At 67.0% G+C, this 15,315-nt stretch carries 19 protein-coding genes, 1 tRNA gene and 2 pseudogenes; 13 read left to right on the top strand and 9 right to left on the bottom strand.

Features of this window, described 5'->3' with window-relative positions; translation table 11 throughout:
• The first annotated feature begins 46 nt into the window (after positions 1-46).
• The 3 genes and pseudogenes from DYS74_RS18810 (at position 47) to DYS74_RS18800 (ending at position 1,119) form a co-directional block, all read left to right on the top strand.
• Positions 47-475 (top strand): SDR family NAD(P)-dependent oxidoreductase, encoded by a 429-nt coding sequence (locus tag DYS74_RS18810; RefSeq protein WP_220668821.1) that lies wholly within the window; start codon positions 47-49, stop codon positions 473-475.
• Positions 476-479: 4 nt separating this feature from the next.
• A pseudogene (locus DYS74_RS19115) lies at positions 480-551 on the top strand (hypothetical protein); the annotation flags it as partial.
• A gap of 337 nt (positions 552-888) precedes the next feature.
• Entirely contained in the window at positions 889-1,119 is a 231-nt protein-coding gene (locus DYS74_RS18800; protein ID WP_220668820.1) for an AraC family transcriptional regulator ligand-binding domain-containing protein, read from the top strand.
• Positions 1,120-1,498: 379 nt separating this feature from the next.
• On the opposite strand, the gene DYS74_RS04825 is transcribed toward DYS74_RS18800, so the two are convergent.
• Positions 1,499-2,164: an ArsR/SmtB family transcription factor gene (locus DYS74_RS04825; protein WP_121531461.1), complete on the bottom strand. Its 666-nt coding sequence runs from the start codon at positions 2,162-2,164 to the stop codon at positions 1,499-1,501.
• A gap of 75 nt (positions 2,165-2,239) precedes the next feature.
• On the opposite strand from DYS74_RS04825, the gene DYS74_RS04820 reads away from it, so the two are divergent.
• Genes DYS74_RS04820 through DYS74_RS04810 form a run of 3 tightly spaced genes read left to right on the top strand, consistent with a single transcriptional unit; the run spans position 2,240 to position 3,352 of the window.
• Positions 2,240-2,563, top strand: a complete 324-nt coding sequence (locus tag DYS74_RS04820; protein ID WP_121531459.1) for an NIPSNAP family protein — start codon at positions 2,240-2,242, stop codon at positions 2,561-2,563.
• Positions 2,560-2,922 (top strand): antibiotic biosynthesis monooxygenase family protein, encoded by a 363-nt coding sequence (locus DYS74_RS04815; protein WP_121531457.1) that lies wholly within the window; start codon positions 2,560-2,562, stop codon positions 2,920-2,922. The genes DYS74_RS04820 and DYS74_RS04815 overlap by 4 nt, the downstream gene beginning before the upstream one ends.
• On the top strand, positions 2,915-3,352 hold the full coding sequence (locus DYS74_RS04810; RefSeq protein ID WP_245965194.1) for an amino acid-binding ACT domain-containing protein: 438 nt from the start codon (positions 2,915-2,917) through the stop codon (positions 3,350-3,352). The genes DYS74_RS04815 and DYS74_RS04810 overlap by 8 nt, the downstream gene beginning before the upstream one ends.
• On the opposite strand, the pseudogene DYS74_RS04805 reads toward DYS74_RS04810, so the two are convergent.
• Together DYS74_RS04805 and DYS74_RS04800 are read right to left on the bottom strand one after the other, a co-directional pair.
• A pseudogene (locus DYS74_RS04805) lies at positions 3,309-4,305 on the bottom strand (IS481 family transposase). The gene DYS74_RS04810 and the pseudogene DYS74_RS04805 sit on opposite strands and share 44 nt — an antisense overlap.
• 154 nt (positions 4,306-4,459) lie before the next feature.
• Positions 4,460-4,535: transfer RNA gene (locus DYS74_RS04800), tRNA-Ile, on the bottom strand.
• A gap of 34 nt (positions 4,536-4,569) precedes the next feature.
• On the opposite strand from DYS74_RS04800, the gene DYS74_RS18445 reads away from it, so the two are divergent.
• The 4 genes from DYS74_RS18445 to rnd all read left to right on the top strand — a co-directional run bounded on the left by DYS74_RS18445 (position 4,570) and on the right by rnd (position 7,889).
• Positions 4,570-4,782, top strand: coding sequence for a hypothetical protein (locus DYS74_RS18445; RefSeq protein WP_147435448.1), 213 nt, complete (start codon positions 4,570-4,572; stop codon positions 4,780-4,782).
• A 60-nt stretch (positions 4,783-4,842) separates the two neighbouring features.
• Positions 4,843-5,889, top strand: a complete 1,047-nt coding sequence (purM, locus tag DYS74_RS04795; protein WP_121531455.1) for a phosphoribosylformylglycinamidine cyclo-ligase — start codon at positions 4,843-4,845, stop codon at positions 5,887-5,889.
• A complete protein-coding gene (gene purN / locus DYS74_RS04790) occupies positions 5,886-6,473 on the top strand; it encodes a phosphoribosylglycinamide formyltransferase (RefSeq protein ID WP_121531453.1) in 588 nt (195 codons plus the stop codon). The genes purM and purN overlap by 4 nt, the downstream gene beginning before the upstream one ends.
• Positions 6,474-6,731: 258 nt before the next feature.
• Positions 6,732-7,889: a ribonuclease D gene (gene rnd / locus DYS74_RS04785; RefSeq protein ID WP_121531451.1), complete on the top strand. Its 1,158-nt coding sequence runs from the start codon at positions 6,732-6,734 to the stop codon at positions 7,887-7,889.
• Between the two features lie 38 nt (positions 7,890-7,927).
• Here rnd and hisC read toward each other — a convergent pair whose 3' ends face one another.
• Together hisC and DYS74_RS04775 are read right to left on the bottom strand one after the other, a co-directional pair.
• A complete protein-coding gene (hisC, locus tag DYS74_RS04780; protein ID WP_121531449.1) occupies positions 7,928-8,989 on the bottom strand; it encodes a histidinol-phosphate transaminase in 1,062 nt (353 codons plus the stop codon).
• A gap of 77 nt (positions 8,990-9,066) precedes the next feature.
• Complete coding sequence (locus DYS74_RS04775) at positions 9,067-9,564, bottom strand: hypothetical protein (protein ID WP_121531447.1); 498 nt, start codon at positions 9,562-9,564, stop codon at positions 9,067-9,069.
• Between the two features lie 137 nt (positions 9,565-9,701).
• Between DYS74_RS04775 and DYS74_RS04770 the strand changes: the two genes are divergently transcribed.
• Positions 9,702-10,130: a SufE family protein gene (locus DYS74_RS04770; RefSeq protein ID WP_121531445.1), complete on the top strand. Its 429-nt coding sequence runs from the start codon at positions 9,702-9,704 to the stop codon at positions 10,128-10,130.
• A 74-nt stretch (positions 10,131-10,204) separates the two neighbouring features.
• Here DYS74_RS04770 and DYS74_RS04765 read toward each other — a convergent pair whose 3' ends face one another.
• Entirely contained in the window at positions 10,205-10,828 is a 624-nt protein-coding gene (locus tag DYS74_RS04765; protein WP_121531443.1) for a J domain-containing protein, read from the bottom strand.
• 133 nt (positions 10,829-10,961) lie between these two features.
• Here DYS74_RS04765 and DYS74_RS04760 point away from each other — a divergent pair, with 133 nt between their 5' ends.
• A complete protein-coding gene (locus DYS74_RS04760; protein WP_245965193.1) occupies positions 10,962-11,210 on the top strand; it encodes a BolA family protein in 249 nt (82 codons plus the stop codon).
• Here the strand turns inward: DYS74_RS04760 and DYS74_RS04755 are convergent.
• Positions 11,207-11,575, bottom strand: coding sequence for a DUF4177 domain-containing protein (locus DYS74_RS04755; protein ID WP_121531439.1), 369 nt, complete (start codon positions 11,573-11,575; stop codon positions 11,207-11,209). The genes DYS74_RS04760 and DYS74_RS04755 overlap by 4 nt on opposite strands.
• A gap of 247 nt (positions 11,576-11,822) precedes the next feature.
• On the opposite strand from DYS74_RS04755, the gene DYS74_RS04750 reads away from it, so the two are divergent.
• Entirely contained in the window at positions 11,823-12,365 is a 543-nt protein-coding gene (locus tag DYS74_RS04750) for a flavin reductase family protein (protein ID WP_121531437.1), read from the top strand.
• A gap of 62 nt (positions 12,366-12,427) precedes the next feature.
• Here DYS74_RS04750 and gatB read toward each other — a convergent pair whose 3' ends face one another.
• A complete protein-coding gene (gene gatB / locus DYS74_RS04745) occupies positions 12,428-13,945 on the bottom strand; it encodes an Asp-tRNA(Asn)/Glu-tRNA(Gln) amidotransferase subunit GatB (protein ID WP_121531435.1) in 1,518 nt (505 codons plus the stop codon).
• Between the two features lie 248 nt (positions 13,946-14,193).
• Positions 14,194-15,273, bottom strand: coding sequence for a 2'-deoxycytidine 5'-triphosphate deaminase (locus tag DYS74_RS04740; RefSeq protein ID WP_121531433.1), 1,080 nt, complete (start codon positions 15,271-15,273; stop codon positions 14,194-14,196).
• Positions 15,274-15,315 lie beyond the last annotated feature (42 nt).

Here is a 15,315-nt window from a genome sequence, read left to right as displayed (position 1 = left end):
CACGCCTTGCAGTCTCGCTTGGCACCAGCGAACAGAAGGTGCCATGATGAACAACCGCTCCCGTCTCACCGCCCTCGAGACTGGCGCATCCTCGGGCATAGGCAAATCCATTGCCAAACGCCTGATCGCCGACGGCTATCTCGTCTATGTCGCCGCCCGGAGCACCGACAAGATGGCCGATCTGGCCCAGCTTGGCGCGGTGCCGCTGACGATGGATATCTCGAAGGAGGCCGGGATTCTCGCCGCGGTCGCGACGATCACCGAGCGCTCGGGGGGCGTCGATGTGCTGGTGAACAACGCGGGTTACGGGCCTTATGGACCGGTCGAGGATATCGCGTTGGACGAGGCCCGCTATCAGTTCGAGGTCAATGTCTTCGGCCCTGACCGCCCGACCCAGCTGCTGCTGCCCTCGATGCAGGCCAGAGGCAAGGGCACCATCGTCAACATCACCTCGATGGGGGGGCAAGGTCTATAGGCTTCTGGGGGTCTGGTATCATGCCACCAAACATGCGCAGGAGGGCTGGTCCGACAGTCTGCGGCTCGAGGTCGATCCCTTTGGCATCCGTGCCATCGTGATCGAGCCGGGCCAGATTGAAACCGGGTTCGGCGAGGCGGCCGGGCGCGGCCTTGCGGAGCGGTCACGCAATACCGCCTATGCCAAGCTCGCCGAACGTGTTGCCGCTGTGATGGAGCGCACCTATGGCCATGGCAGCGGCACCGATCCCGAGGTCATCGCCGACGTGTTTGGCGATGCGGCGAAATCCTCCAAGACCAAAACGTGCCGAGCAGCCGGGAAATATGCCAAGAGAGATGATCTGGGTGCGCAAGTGGCTGGGCGACCGCATGTTCGACCGGCTGATCAAGCGCCAGATGTGACGGATCGCGACGATGACCCGATCCACCGCCGACAGATGCAGGCTGCCGCAGGCCTTCTGGCGTGCGGCAGAGCAGATGGGCCTGTCTGCTCCTGCGCTGCTGCGTCAGGCGCGCCTGCCGGCGAACCTGCATGTCTCGCCGGACACATGGCTGACCACCGCGCAGTATTTCGCGCTGTGGCGGGCGGACGAGGCACTGTCGGGCGATCCTGCGATCGGGCTTCTGATGACGATCCGGACCTAAAATGCCGCCCCCCCCGCCGGCGACGATGTCGGCCTTCTTCGCGCGGGACTACCGGACGGGCTGCACCGGATGGCGCGGTTCAAGCGCCTGTGCACCCCCGAGGAACTTGTGATCGAGGAGCCAGCTCCTTCTACGGGGCGTTCAGAGGCTGGGCGGGGGTGCCACCGGCACACTGGAAGGAGCTGCACTGAGGAAGACCTGTCGGACCCCGCGAGGGCCCGGAAGGCCGCAGTGTGTCCGTGTCGCCTGATTGGTCAAGGGGCGCCCATTGCGCCCCGCCGATGTCGCCCTTCCGCAGCGCCGAGTCATCGAAACGGTGGTCCCGCCGTGTTGCAGCATGCTCTGGTGCGCGTGTCTGCCCTGCGGGCCACGCGGCTGATCAGCGCAGCCACCCGTTGAAGATCCGCTCGCCTTCAGGGGTGAAACTGAGGACGCGGGAGGCCGGTAACCGGCGCGCCCATGACCGGGCCAGAAGCTGGTCCAGGATGGCCTTGCCCAACCGCCCGGCCAGATGCTGTCGCCGCTGGCTCCAGTCGAGGCAGGCCCGGCACAGGGGGCGATTGCTTGACGGCAGTTTCTCGAGGTCCAGACCGATCTCGGCCAACTTTTCACGGCCGCGGGTGGTCACGGTCAGATCATCCGCCAGCCAGTGATCCGCCTGCATCCGCTCGAAGAGCCGGACGCCCATCTCTCCCGCCAGATGGTCGTAACAGATCCTGGCCTTGCGCAGCGCCGGATCGCGCGGACCTGTCCGCAAGGGGGGCGCCGCATCGCTGGAAAACACCATCAAGGCTTCAAGCAGGCTGGCGACATGGGGGCCCGCCAGGCGGAAATAGCGGTGCCGCCCCTGCGCCTCGACGACCAGTACCTCGCCCTCCACCAATTTGGCAAGGTGAGAGCTGGCGGTTTGCTTCGTGATCCCGCCAAGGCCCGCCAGTTCGGTTGCGGTCAGCGCGCGTCCATCCATCAGCGCGATCAGCATCGCACTGCGGGCGGGATCGGCCACAAGGGCGGCGATGCGGGCGATATCCGGGCCTTCTCTCATGGTTCGATCCTAACCGAACCATTCGGTGCCTCCAATCGGCCAAGTCCTGTGTCAGCAAAAGAAAGGCAAAGACACATGATCACCTGCGTCATCACCTATGACATCGACCCGAACCGGCGTGAACTCTTCGCGCAATATGCCCGCATCTGGGGGGAATGCAGCCCGCGTTGCGGGGCCGATCTGATCGGCTATTTCGCCCCGCATGAGGGTTCGACCTCCACGGCCTATGGCATCTACTCGCTGCCGACGCTGGCAGAATATGAAGCCTATCGCGCGCGCTTGGCCGTGGACCCGCTCGGGCGCGAGAACTACGAATTTGCGAGACGCGAGGGCTTCATCCGCCGCGAAAGCCGCCTGTTCGTCAAGCTGGCCTCTGCCCCGCATGGGGGTCGCGCATGATCGCCGTCATCTTCGAGGCCTGGGTTCCCGGTGAGGCACAGGCCGACTATCTCGATCTGGCGGCCAGGCTGCGCCCCCTGCTCGCAGACCTCGATGGCTTCCTCTCCATCGAGCGTTTCCAGAGCCTGACCTCCCCGGGCAAGGTTCTGTCGCTGTCCTTCTGGCGCGACGAAGCGGCGGTTGCCGCCTGGCGAAACCTGCCCGAACACCGGCGCGTGCAGGCCGCGGGCCGCGATCACGTCTTTGCCGATTACCATCTGCGCATCGCGGCGGTGACGCGGGACTACAGCATGACCTCCCGCGCCGAGGCCCCGCGCGACAGCCGCGCGATCAACGACGAGAGCACCGATCGTGTTTGACCTCGAGTTTCATCTGGAAAACCGTCCCGGCGCTCTTGCCGAACTGGGCGAGGCGATGGGGCGTGCCGGGCTGTCCTGCGAGGGCGGCGGGGTGTTCAGCCAGGGCGGCCGCGCCATCGCGCACTTCCTGTTTCGCGATGGCGAGGCCGCCGCCCGTGCCGCAAAGGACACCGGGATCGCGGTTTCCGCGATCCGCAGACCGATCATCCGCAAGCTGAAGCAGGGTACGCCCGGCCAGTTGGGCGCGATCTCGCGCGCATTGGCCGAGGCAGGCGTGAATATCCTGGTTCAGTATTCCGACCATCAAAACCGGCTTGTTCTGGTCTGCGACACCGAAGACCTGGCGAGACAGGCGACCGTGGAATGGTTCGCCGGCGAGTGGGCGGTCAGGTGTTCAGTCCCGGCATCTGGTGGATCGGGTTCATCATGAATCTGTCAGGCTCCGAAGTCCAGATCTTGCAGCTGTATTCGTAGGGCGTGAGGCCGCTGAGGGTTTTGAGCCGTCTGGCGAAGGTGTCAGCGGCCATGAAGTCGGCCAGATGCGTGCGCACCTGATCATGGCTCTCGTCATGGTATCGTTTGACGCTGTCCTCTTTGATTGTCTGGTTCATGCGCTCGACCTGACTGTTGGTCCATGGATGGTTGGGCCTGGTCAGGCGGTGCTCGATCCCGTTCGCCTCGCAGATCATGTGAAAGCGCATTGGCCGGGAATGGGCGGCATTCCGGTTCCTGGGCGGGTCGGCGAATTGGATGCCGTAATCAGTCAGGATCGTATGGATACGGTGAGGAACCGCCTGCAACAGATGCTCCAGGAACTCCCAAGCCGTCCGCCTGTCGGCCGTGTCGACGAGTTGGGTCACAGCGAACTTGCTGGTCCGGTCGATGGCAACGAAGAGATAGAGTTTGCCTTCAGCGGTCAGCACCTCAGCACATATCCATGTGGAAGAAGCCGATGGGGTACCGCTTGAACTTCGCTCGTTTCGGCTCGCCACCTTCAATGCCGGCAAGCGTGATATGCCATGGCGCTGAAGGCCCCGATGCCGCGCTGATCTGGTCAGGTGCGGGATCGAAGGCTGCAGGGCATAGAGACAGTCGTCGAGCGGCAACAGCGTGTGTCGCCGGAACGCGACGACCATGGCCTCTTCGGATTCTCAGGGAACGGACGAGTATGGCTCCTTTCGACCGGTCTTGCGATCTTCTACTGTCTCGCGCTTCCGCCACCTGGCGACCGTCTTCGGGTTGATCCCGAACTCCCGGCTCAGCGCCGCGGTCGTCACTTGCGATCATTCGGGCCTGCCCGCGAACCGATGGCGGGCTGGCCCTCATTATTGTTGCTCGGATGGCGTGTGTTGTCGTGGCGCAGCCGTGACGAACTTGTCCCATGGCGCTTCCTTCCATTTCAACGAATGGATCGCACCATCAAACCTTGGGATCAAACAGCAGCGGGGAAATGGGGAACAAGGATTGACGAAACCTCCCGGCCGGTTCGTCAGAAATGATGGCAATACTCTGATATAAAAAGGGGAATGATGGAATTTGGTAGGCCCGGAGGGACTTGAACCCCCAACCAAGGCGTTATGAGCGCCCTGCTCTGACCATTGAGCTACAGGCCCCCAGAGTGGCTTCGGATTACGGGGGAATGCGGGCGTGGTCAAGATTTTCGGCACGGTCGGGGACCGCGGCGGTCGATCGGCCGGCGCGTGTCAGCGCCGATATCGAGCAGGTGATTTCGGCAGTCCGTTCATGGCGAAAGGCGTTTTCGGTGGCCGGGTGCCGTCTGCGGCGCGCCCGCATGGGGCTGCCGGCATGGCAGAAGGCTCCGCGCCGGCCGAAACGCAAGCCGAAGCCTTGCAGGAATGATTGCCTGCCTGCGCCCTTTGCGCTAGGGCTTCGCGCGACGGAATCCCCAAGGAGAAAGCGATGAGCGAGGGCAAGAACGGGCTGACCTATGCCGATGCGGGGGTCGATATCGACGCGGGCAATGCGCTCGTCGAACGGATCAAGCCGGCCGCGAAGCGCACGACCCGGTCGGGCACGATGTCGGGGCTGGGCGGTTTCGGCGCGCTCTTCGACCTGAAGGCGGCGGGGTACACCGACCCGATCCTCGTTGCCGCGACCGATGGCGTGGGCACGAAACTGCGCATCGCCATCGACACCGGCAATGTTGACACGATCGGCATCGACCTCGTCGCGATGTGCGTCAACGACCTCGTCTGCCAGGGCGCCGAGCCGCTGCTGTTCCTCGACTATTTCGCCACCGGCAAGCTCGATGTCGATCAGGCCACCCGGATCATCGAGGGCATCGCCGAGGGCTGCGCGCAGTCGGGCTGTGCGCTCATTGGCGGCGAGACCGCCGAGATGCCCGGCATGTATGCGAAGGACGATTTTGACCTTGCCGGTTTCGCCGTCGGCGCGATGGAGCGCGGCGCGGATCTGCCGGCGGGCGTGACCGAGGGCGATGTGCTGCTGGGCCTCGGCTCGAACGGGGTGCATTCGAACGGCTACAGCTTCGTGCGCAAGGTGGTCGAGCTTTCGGGCCTTGGCTGGGAGGCAGAGTGCCCCTTCGCCGAGGGCACGCTCGGCGCCGCGCTGCTCGCGCCGACCCGGCTTTACGTCAAGCAGGCGCTTGCCGCGGTGCGCGCGGGCGGCGTGCATGCGCTCGCTCATATCACCGGTGGCGGCCTGACCGAGAACCTGCCGCGCGTGCTGCCCGAGGGGCTGGGCGCGACCATTGATCTGTCGTCGTGGCAGCTGCCGGGCGTGTTCCGCTGGCTGGCCGAGACCGCGCAGATGGCCGAGCCGGAACTGCTCAAGACCTTCAACTGCGGCATCGGCATGATCGCCGTGGTCGCGGCCGACCGCGCCGCCGAGCTGAAGGCGCTGCTCGAGGCCGAGGGCGAGACGGTCACCGTGATCGGTGCCGTCACCGCAGGGCAGGGCGTCGCCTACACGGGCGCGCTTCTGTGAAACGCGTCGCGATCCTGATCTCGGGGGGCGGGTCGAACATGATCCGCCTCGTCGAGACGATGCAGGCCGAGGGCTATGCGGCGCCGGTGCTGGTCGCCTCGAACGACCCCACCGCGGCGGGGCTCGCGAAGGCCGCGGCGAAGGGGGTTCCGACCGTCGCCGTCGACCACCGCCCCTTCGGCAAGGATCGCGCCGCCTTCGAGGCCGAGCTGCTGAAACCGCTGCTGGCGGCCGAGCCCGACGTGCTGTGCCTTGCGGGCTTCATGCGGGTGCTGACGCCCGGCTTCGTCACCCGCTTCTCGGGGCGGATGCTGAACATCCACCCCTCGCTTCTGCCGAAATACCCCGGGCTGCACACGCATCAGCGCGCCCTCGATGCGGGCGATGCCGAGGCCGGCTGCACCGTGCACGAGGTCACGCCGGTGCTCGATGACGGCCCGATCCTCGGTCAGGCGCGGGTGCCGGTGCTGTCGGGCGACGATGCCGACACGCTCGCCGCGCGGGTGCTGACGATGGAGCATCAGCTTTACCCCGCCGTGCTGCGTCGCTTCGTGGCGGGGGACCGGACGCCGGTTCTGCTCTGACGCCGCCGCGCCCGGCCGCAAGCCCGGCGCCTCCGGCGGAGGTATTTCCGGCAAGATGAAAGCCGATGGCCCGGTCCTTTCGCGACCGGGCTTTTTCTTGGGCCGAATCCTTCCGCCGGAGGCCCCGGGCCGCGCCGCGGGCCCTGCCGGAGCAGGTATTTGCATGCCGGGTCCCGCAAGCGGCTTTTCTTTCCGCTGACGACTCCCTAAAGGTCGGAAAACAACGGAGTGCGGGATGACCCCGCGGACAGGACGCCGATGCAGACCATCACCACCACCGAAGCCCTCGCCGAATTCTGCGCGAAGGCGAAAGCCCAGCCCTACGTCACCGTCGACACCGAGTTCCTGCGCGAGCGCACCTACTGGTCGAAGCTGTGCCTCGTGCAACTCGCGATCCCGCCGGCCAAGGACGGCGAGGCGGTGCTTGTCGATCCGCTGGCCGAGGGGCTCTCGCTCGAGCCGCTCTACGACCTCTTCCGCCACGAGGCGACGGTGAAGGTCTTCCATGCCGCGCGTCAGGATCTCGAGATCTTCTTCGTCGACGCGGGCCTCTTCCCGAAGCCGCTCTTCGACACCCAGGTCGCCGCGATGGTGTGCGGCTTTGGCGAGCAGGTCGGCTATGAGACGCTGGTGAAGAAGATCGCGCGCCAGGCACTCGACAAGACCTCGCGCTTCACCGACTGGTCGCGCCGGCCGCTGACCGACGCGCAGAAGGTCTATGCCGTTGCCGACGTCACCCATCTGCGGGTGATCTACGAGTTCCTGTCGAAGGAGCTGCAGAAGTCGGGCCGCCATGTCTGGGTCGAGGAGGAGGAGGCGATCCTGCTCTCGCCCGACACCTATACCACGCTGCCCGAAGACGCCTGGCTGCGGGTGAAGACCCGCACCACCTCGGGCCGGTTCCTCGCCGTGGTGCGCGAGCTGGCGCGCTTCCGCGAGGGCTATGCGCAGAACAAGAACATCCCGCGCTCGCGCATCTTCAAGGATGACGCGCTGCTGGAGCTTGCCTCGACCCGGCCCACCACGCTCGACGAGCTGGGCAAGTCGCGGCTTCTGCTGCGCGAGGCGCGGCGGGGCGACATCGCCGACGGGATCATCACCGCGGTGAAGGCTGCGCTCGAGATGGAGCCGGAGAACTATCCGCATGTGCCCGACGAGCAGCATCAGCTGCAGGTGAACACGGCGCTGGCCGACCTGCTGCGCGTGCTGCTGAAGGCGAAATCCGAGGAGACGGGGGTGGCGGCCAAACTGATCGCCACCTCGTCCGATCTCGACCGCATCGCCGCGGGCAAGCGCGACGTGCCGGCGCTGACCGGCTGGCGCGCCGATGTCTTCGGCCGCGATGCGCTGCGTCTGGCGAAGGGCGAGATCGGCCTCACCGCCTCGGGCGGCGCGGTGCGCGTCGTCGTGGTGTAAGACCTTTCGGGCCCGGCTTTCCCGGGCCCGAGTGCCGCTCAGGCGGCGGTGATCGCGTCGATCCCGGCCAGCAGCCGGTCGCAATCGTCGGCGGTGCCGATCGAGATCCGCAGCCAGTCCCGCGTCCGCCCCTTGGCGAAATGCCGCACCAGGATGCCGCGCTCGCGCAGCGCCTGCAGCATCTCGGCCGCGCCGAGGCCCGAGGGGGAGGCAAAGACGAAGTTCGCGGCCGAGGGCAGCACCGCAAAGCCGCGGGCCTGAAGCCCCGCGGTCAGCCGCGCGCGGTCGGCCATCACCTTGTGCCGCGTCTCGTCGAACCAGGCCGTATCCTCCCACGCCGCCAGCGCGCCCGCGAGCGCCAGCCGGTCGAGCGGGTAGGAGTTGAAGCTGTCCTTGATCCGGGTGAGCCCCTCGATCAGCGCGGGCTGGCCGAGCGCAAAGCCCACGCGCAGCCCGGCAAGGCTGCGCGATTTCGAGAAGGTCTGCACCACCAGCAGGTTGTCATGCCGCGCCACCAGCGGCGCCATGCTGTCCGCGCCGAAATCGACATAGGCCTCGTCGACCAGCACCACGACATCGGGATTGGCCCGCAGCACCCGCTCGATCGCCGCCGGGGGCAGGGCGATGCCGGTCGGGGCATTGGGGTTGGCGATCACGATGCCGGCGCAGGGGCCCGAGAGCGCCGCGGTGTTCAGGCTGAAATCGGCATCGAGCGGCACCTGCCGGAACGGGATGCCGTAAAGCATGCAGTAGGTCGGATAGAAGCTGTAGCTGACATCGGGGAACAGAAGCTCCCCCTTGCCGCGGAAGAAGGCGTGGAAGGCATGGGCCAGCACCTCGTCCGAGCCGTTGCCGGCAAAGACGTGATCCGCGTCCAGGCCGAAGCGCGCGCCGATCGCTGCGCGCAGCGCCGCCGCCGTCGGGTCGGGGTAAAGCCGCAGCCCGTCGCCGGTCGCGGCCCGGATCGCCTCGATGGCGCGGGGCGAGGGGCCATAGGGGTTCTCGTTGGTGTTGAGCTTGACGAAGGTGCGGTCCTTCGGCTGCTCGCCCGGCGTATAGGGGACAAGCGCCTCGACCCCCGGGCTCCAGAACCTGCTCATGCTGTGCCTCCGCTTGTGGCCGTTCCGGGCCGCAACCTAGCGCAGGCCCGGCACCGCCACCATGGCGAAAGCGGCACTCAGCGGCTGATCGAGCGCTCGTTCTGCGCGCCGACCACCACGATCTTGCGGGTGTCGGCAAGGCGCACGTTGTTGATGAAGGCGGCCGCCGTCACCGTGCGCGAGCCTGCGTTCATCACCCGCTGCGCGGCGGGCGAGCCGGGTTCGGGCGGGGCCACGACGAAGCGGTAGGTGATCACGCCATCGACCGGGCGGGCATCGTCGTCGGCCTCGAGAGCCGCGCCCCACCAGCCCTGCGTCGGCGGCAGGCCGGTGACCGAGACGATCGCGCCGGTCGGCGTGCGCTTGATCTCGAGCGTGCTGACCTCGGCGACGAGAACGCGGTGGTCTTCCTTGGCCTTGAGGTAGCCGCCCTTCGGTTCGAGCGTGGTCGCGGCCGATTGCGAATGCCCGAACCAGTTCCGCGGGTTGACCCGGCTTTCCTTCCAGCCGCCGCAGCCGGCGAGCGCGACGGAAAGGGCGAGCGGAAGGACAAGGGCGGGGCGAAGCGGTTTCATGGCGTCTCCGGTCTGGTGCGTGCGGCAGGCGCGCGCTTTGCCCTTGGGTAGCCGATCGCGGGGCTTTTGAAAAGCCGCCACTGGACCCTTCCGGCGCACGGGGGTAGGCAGGGGAAAACCCGTGCAAGGAGGGGACCATGGCCAGCGCCGCATTCGAGGAGATCGCCGAAACCTTCGACTTCCTGGATGACTGGGAAGACCGCTATCGCCACGTCATCGAACTGGGCAAGGCGCTGCCGGACATGGACCCGGCGCTGAAGGTGCCGGCCACCAAGGTCGAGGGCTGTGCGAGCCAGGTCTGGCTCTTGCCGCGGATCGAGGGCACCGGCCCCGCCGCGCGCTTCGACTTCGAGGGCGAGTCGGATGCGATGATCGTCGAGGGGCTGATCGCGATCCTGCACGCGCTCTATTCCGGGCTGACGGTGTCCGAGGTGCTGGCCGTCGACGCCAAGGCCGAACTCGGCCGGCTCGGGCTGAACGAGCATCTGAGCCAGCAGCGCTCGAACGGGGTCGCCGCGATGGTCGAGCGGATCCGCAAGCTTGCGACCGAGGCTGCGGCGGGCTGAGCGGTGGCCCGCTGAGCGGGCAGGGGCCGTCACCGATCTGCGGAACGAAAACGGGGGGCCTGCGCCCCCCGGTTTCATTTGAAGTTGCGGCTGTCCTTGAGCTGGTCCCAGGCCCAGACCACTTCCTGCAGCATCTCCTCTTGGCTGCGGTCGCCGCCGTTCATGTCGGGGTGCAGCACCTTGATGAGCGCCTTGTAGCTCTTGCGGATCTCGGCCTTGGTCATGCTGTCCTTGGCATCGAGAATATCGAGCGCGCGCCGCTCGGTCGGCGGCAGCTTGCGGCCGATGACGGTGCGGCCGGGGTTCTGCGTGGCATTCTCGCCCAGAAGCTCCTGCGGGTCCGAGATCCCGTGCCGGGCCCAGCCCATTTCCTCCTTCGAGCGCCCGAAGGGCTTCGTCGGCCGTTCCCAGACCGTCGCATTCTCGAGGAAGCGCTGGAACTCCTCTTCCGACTGACCCTGGAAATAGTTCCAGTTCAGGTTGTACTCGCGCACGTGGTCCTTGCAGAACCAGAAATAGTCGTCGAGCACCTTCGGGCTTTTCGGCGCCCGGTACTGGCCGGGCTCGGTGCAGCCCTCGTGGTCGCATTTGCGCGTCGAGGTCTCGAATGCGCCCGACATCCCGCGCTTGCCCTTGGTCCGGCGCTTCTTGTCGGCTGCCGCCGATATGTTGAAGCCGAAGGGATCGGTCCCGCTCATGTCTGCCTCACGTCCTGTTCGCATTCCCTTGTGGCGGCCCGCTTGACGGGGCCGGCCGACTCGGGCCACGCAGTCTAAGCAATTTGGCACGATCCGAAAGGGGCGCAGCACGATGACGGGCGGAAAATCACCGGTGGCCGACGAGATCCGGGCGCGGCTTGCGGCGCTGGCGCCGAGCACTCTCGAGATCATCGACGAAAGCGCACACCACGCCGGCCATTCGGCCGCGGCGGTGGCGGGGGAAAGCCATTTCCGGCTGCGGCTTCGGGTGCCCTCGCTGGCCGGAGCCTCGCGGATCGCGCGGCACCGGGCGGTGCATGCCGCGCTCGGGCCCGAGCTGCTGGCCCGGGTCCATGCGCTGGCGATCGAGTTCGAGGATTAGACCTCTTCCTCTTCGGCCGGGCCGAGTCGCGGCGCCTTGCCCTCGGGCGCATAGACCGAGAGCATGCGCGCGCGCCGCTCGGCGGCACTTTGCGCGGCAAGCGCGGGGGCCTCGCCGGCGGCATCCGGACCGCGGAACGGGCGACGGAAGACGAGCAGGTTGTGGAACACCGTCGTCTTCGAGGTCAGGCCCGCGCGCTCCTCGGCCGGAAGCGTCTCGGCGCGCCAGTATTCCCAGCCCTCCGCCGCGAACTCGTTCATCGTGAGCGTGAGCGCATGGGCGAAACGTTCCGCCCCGGTCTTCAGCCCGCGTTCCTTCTCGCCCCGTTGCGGGGCGGGGATCACCTTGTATTCATAAGCCTGCATGACGCACCTCTTTGCGGGGCCGTTGTTACCGAGTTGTGCGGGACGGTCAAGGAACGAAGGGGTGAGCCGCGAAAAAGCGGGGCTGCGGTGCAGCACCGCCGCGGCGAACGCCCCGACCGGGAAGGGGCGACCGGGGCGAAAAATCGGCCGCCGGGCCCGGACGGCAGCAGAAGCGGCGGAAAACCCCACTTGCGCTTTTGCCGCGGCAGCGTTGAGCATGGGGTCTGCAAGGCGAGGGGGGCCGGCAATGGAAGAGATGCCGCTTGGCAAGGCGTTCACCCTGCTCGAGCCGGGGCCGGTCACCTGGGTGGTGACCCATGACGGCCGGCGGGCGAACGTGATGACGATCAGCTGGACGATGGTGCTCGATTTCGACGCGCGCTTCGCGATCTGCACCGGGCCGTGGAACAGCTCCTATGCCGCGCTCGAGGCGACGCGCGAATGCGTGATCGCGATTCCCCCGGCCGAGCGGCTCGATGCCGTGGTGGGGGTGGGCACCTGCTCGGGCAAGTCGGTCGACAAGTTCGCCCGCTTCGGCCTGCATACGCAGCCCGCGCGCCATGTCCGCGCGCCGCTCATCACCGACTGCATCGCCGCCGTCGAGTGCCGGGTCGTCGACATCGTCGAGGCGCACAGCATCGTTGTGCTGGAGGGCGTGGCAGCCTGGACCAACCCCGTGCACAAGGGGGCGCGGATGCTGCATGCCGTGGGCGACGGCACCTTCGTCGCCGATGGCGAGCATTTCGACCGCCGGGTGCGGATGGCCTCGAAACTGCCGCCCGGGCTCTGAGCGGGCGCGGAACGGAACAGGGCGCCCGAAGGCGCCCTGACCCAGGTGCGAGGAGGCCGGGATCAGATCCCGAGCTTCTGCGCCACGATTTCCTTCACCGCCGCCGGGTTCGCCTTGCCGCCCGAGGCCTTGATCACCTGGCCGACGAACCAGCCCACCAGCTTCGGGTTGGCCTTGGCCTTCTCGACCTCGGCCGGGCTTTCCGCGATGATCTTGTCCACCGCCGCCTCGATCGCGCCGAGGTCGGTGACCTGCTTCATGCCGCGCGCGGTGACGATCTCGGCCGGATCGCCGCCCTCGGTATAGACGATCTCGAACAGGTCCTTGGCGATCTTGCCCGAGATGTCGCCCGACTTGATCAGGGTGATGATGCCGCCAAGCTGCGCCGGGCTCATCGGGCTTGCATCGATCTCGGCGCCATCCTTCTTCAGCCGGCCGAAGAGCTCGTTGATGACCCAGTTCGCTGCCAGCTTGCCGTCGTCGCACACGGCCACGACCGCCTCGAAGTAATCGGCATTCTCGACCTCGGCGGTCAGCACCGAGGCGTCGTATTCGCTCAGGCCCAGGGCATCGACGAAGCGCGCCTTCTTCTCGTCGGGGAGCTCGGGCATCGCCGCGGCGATGTCATCGACCCAGGCCTGCTCGATCTCGAGCGGCAGCAGGTCGGGGCAGGGGAAGTAGCGATAGTCATGCGCCTCTTCCTTCGAGCGCATCGAGCGCGTCTCGTTCTTGTCGGGGTCATAGAGGCGGGTCTCCTGCACCACCACGCCGCCGTCCTCGAGAATGGCGATCTGGCGGCGCGCCTCGTAGTCGATGGCGGCCTGGATGAAGCGCATCGAGTTCATGTTCTTCAGCTCGCAGCGCGTGCCGAGATGCGAGAAATCCTGCGTTTCCTGGTATTTCTCGTATTGCCCGGGGCGGCAGACCGAGACGTTGACGTCGCAGCGCAGGTTGCCGTTTTGCATGTTGCCGTCACAGGTGCCGAGATAGCGCAGGATCTGGCGCAGCTTGACCACATAGGCCGCCGCTTCCTCGGGGCCGCGGATGTCCGGACGCGAGACGATCTCCATCAGCGCGACGCCGGTGCGGTTGAGATCGACGAAGGACATCGTCGGATCCATGTCATGGATCGACTTGCCGGCATCCTGCTCGAGGTGGATGCGCTCGATCCGAACCTTGCGCGCGATGCCCGGGCCCATGTCGACCAGAATCTCGCCCTCGCCCACGATCGGGTGATAGAGCTGGGAGATCTGATAGCCCTGCGGCAGGTCGGGGTAGAAGTAGTTCTTCCGGTCGAAGGCCGAGCGCAGGTTGATCCCCGCCTTCAGGCCAAGCCCGGTTTTCACCGCCTGGGCGATGCAGAACTCGTTGATCACCGGCAGCATGCCGGGCATCGCCGCATCGACGAAGGCGACGTGGCTGTTCGGTTCCGCGCCGAAGCCGGTCGAGGCGCCGGAGAAGAGCTTGGCATTCGAGCTCACCTGCGCGTGCACCTCCATCCCGATCACCAGTTCCCAGTCGGCCTTGGCGCCGGCGATGACTTTCGGTTCGGGGGTCTTGTAGCTGAGATGGTCGAGCATGGTCCGCTTCCGTATCAGGGTCTGGCTCGCGTTCTAGGACGTCGGCGCCGCCGGGGCAAGAACCCCGGGCGTTTCAAGGCCGGTTCCGTGTGCAAGGGGGCGCTGCCCCCTCGGGCTTCGCCCTCACCCCCGGGATATTTGAGGCAATTGGAAGCGAAAGCCCCTTTGCGCTTTCTCCTTGCCCGAAATACCTCGGGGGTGAATTGGCGCAGCCAAGAGGGGGCAGCGCCCCCTTCTGTCCGCCGGGGTCAGCCGGCGCGGAAATGCTTGGCGAGTTTCAGGCCCTGGCCCTGGTAGTTTGAGGCGATGCCGGTGCCATAAAGCCGTTCCGGGCGGGCGGTCATCCGCTCGTAGACCAGCCGGCCCACGACCTGGCCGTGTTCGAGCACGAAGGGCGCCTCGTGGCAGCGCACCTCGAGCACGCCGCGCGAGCCTGTGCCGCCCGCCGCACCATGGCCGAAGCCCGGGTCGAAGAAGCCGGCGTAATGCACCCGGAACTCGCCCACCATGGCGAGATAGGGCGCCATCTCGGCGGCGTAATCGGGCGGGATCGTCACCGCCTCGCGCGAGACGAGGATGTAGAAGGCGCCGGGGTCGAGGATGATCCGCCCCTCGCGGGTGCGCAGCTCCTCCCAGAAATCGGCGGCGAGGTAATGACCGATGCGATCGAGGTCGATCACCCCGGTGTGCGGCTTGGCGCGGTAGCCGACGAGGTCGCCCGTCTCGGGCAGCAGGTCGACGGAGAAGCCGAGGCCGGCGTCGATCACCGCTTCGCCGGTGACGAGCGGCTCGGCCGCGTGCAGGGCGGTCAGCTCGGCATCGCTCAGCACCGCCTGGCCGCGGCGGAAGCGGATCTGGTTGAGCCGCATCCCGGGCCGCACCAGCACCGAGAACGAGCGCGGGCAGATCTCGGCATAAAGCGGGCCCGTGTACCCTTCGGGGATGCGGTCGAATTCGGTGCCGCCATCGGTGATCACCCGGGTCAGCAGGTCGAGCCGGCCGGTCGAGCTTTTTGCATTGGCGACGGCGGTGATGCCCTCGGGCAGCGCCAGCCCCTCCATCAGCGGCACGAGATAGACGCAGCCCTTTTCCAGCACCGCCCCATGGGAAAGATCCATCCGGTGCATCTCGAAATCGGCGAGCTTGGTCTCGACGCGGGTGCCGCGGCCGGCGAGGAAGGAGGCGCGGATGCGGTAGGCGACGGTGCCAAGGCGCAAATCGAGGCTGGCGGGCTGGATCTGGCCGGAGACGAGGGGCAGGGCGGCGGCAATCTCGCCGCGCTCGACCATCGCGCGGATCGCGCTGTCGGGCAGAACGCCGTGGGTCATCGCAGCCTCCCTCGCATAGACGAACGCCCACCCCGAAGGGTG

The organism is Paenirhodobacter hankyongi (genome assembly GCF_003664585.1).
GTDB classification, from domain to species: domain Bacteria; phylum Pseudomonadota; class Alphaproteobacteria; order Rhodobacterales; family Rhodobacteraceae; genus Rhodobacter; species Rhodobacter hankyongi.
This window is presented reverse-complemented; position numbering and strand designations above follow the sequence as displayed.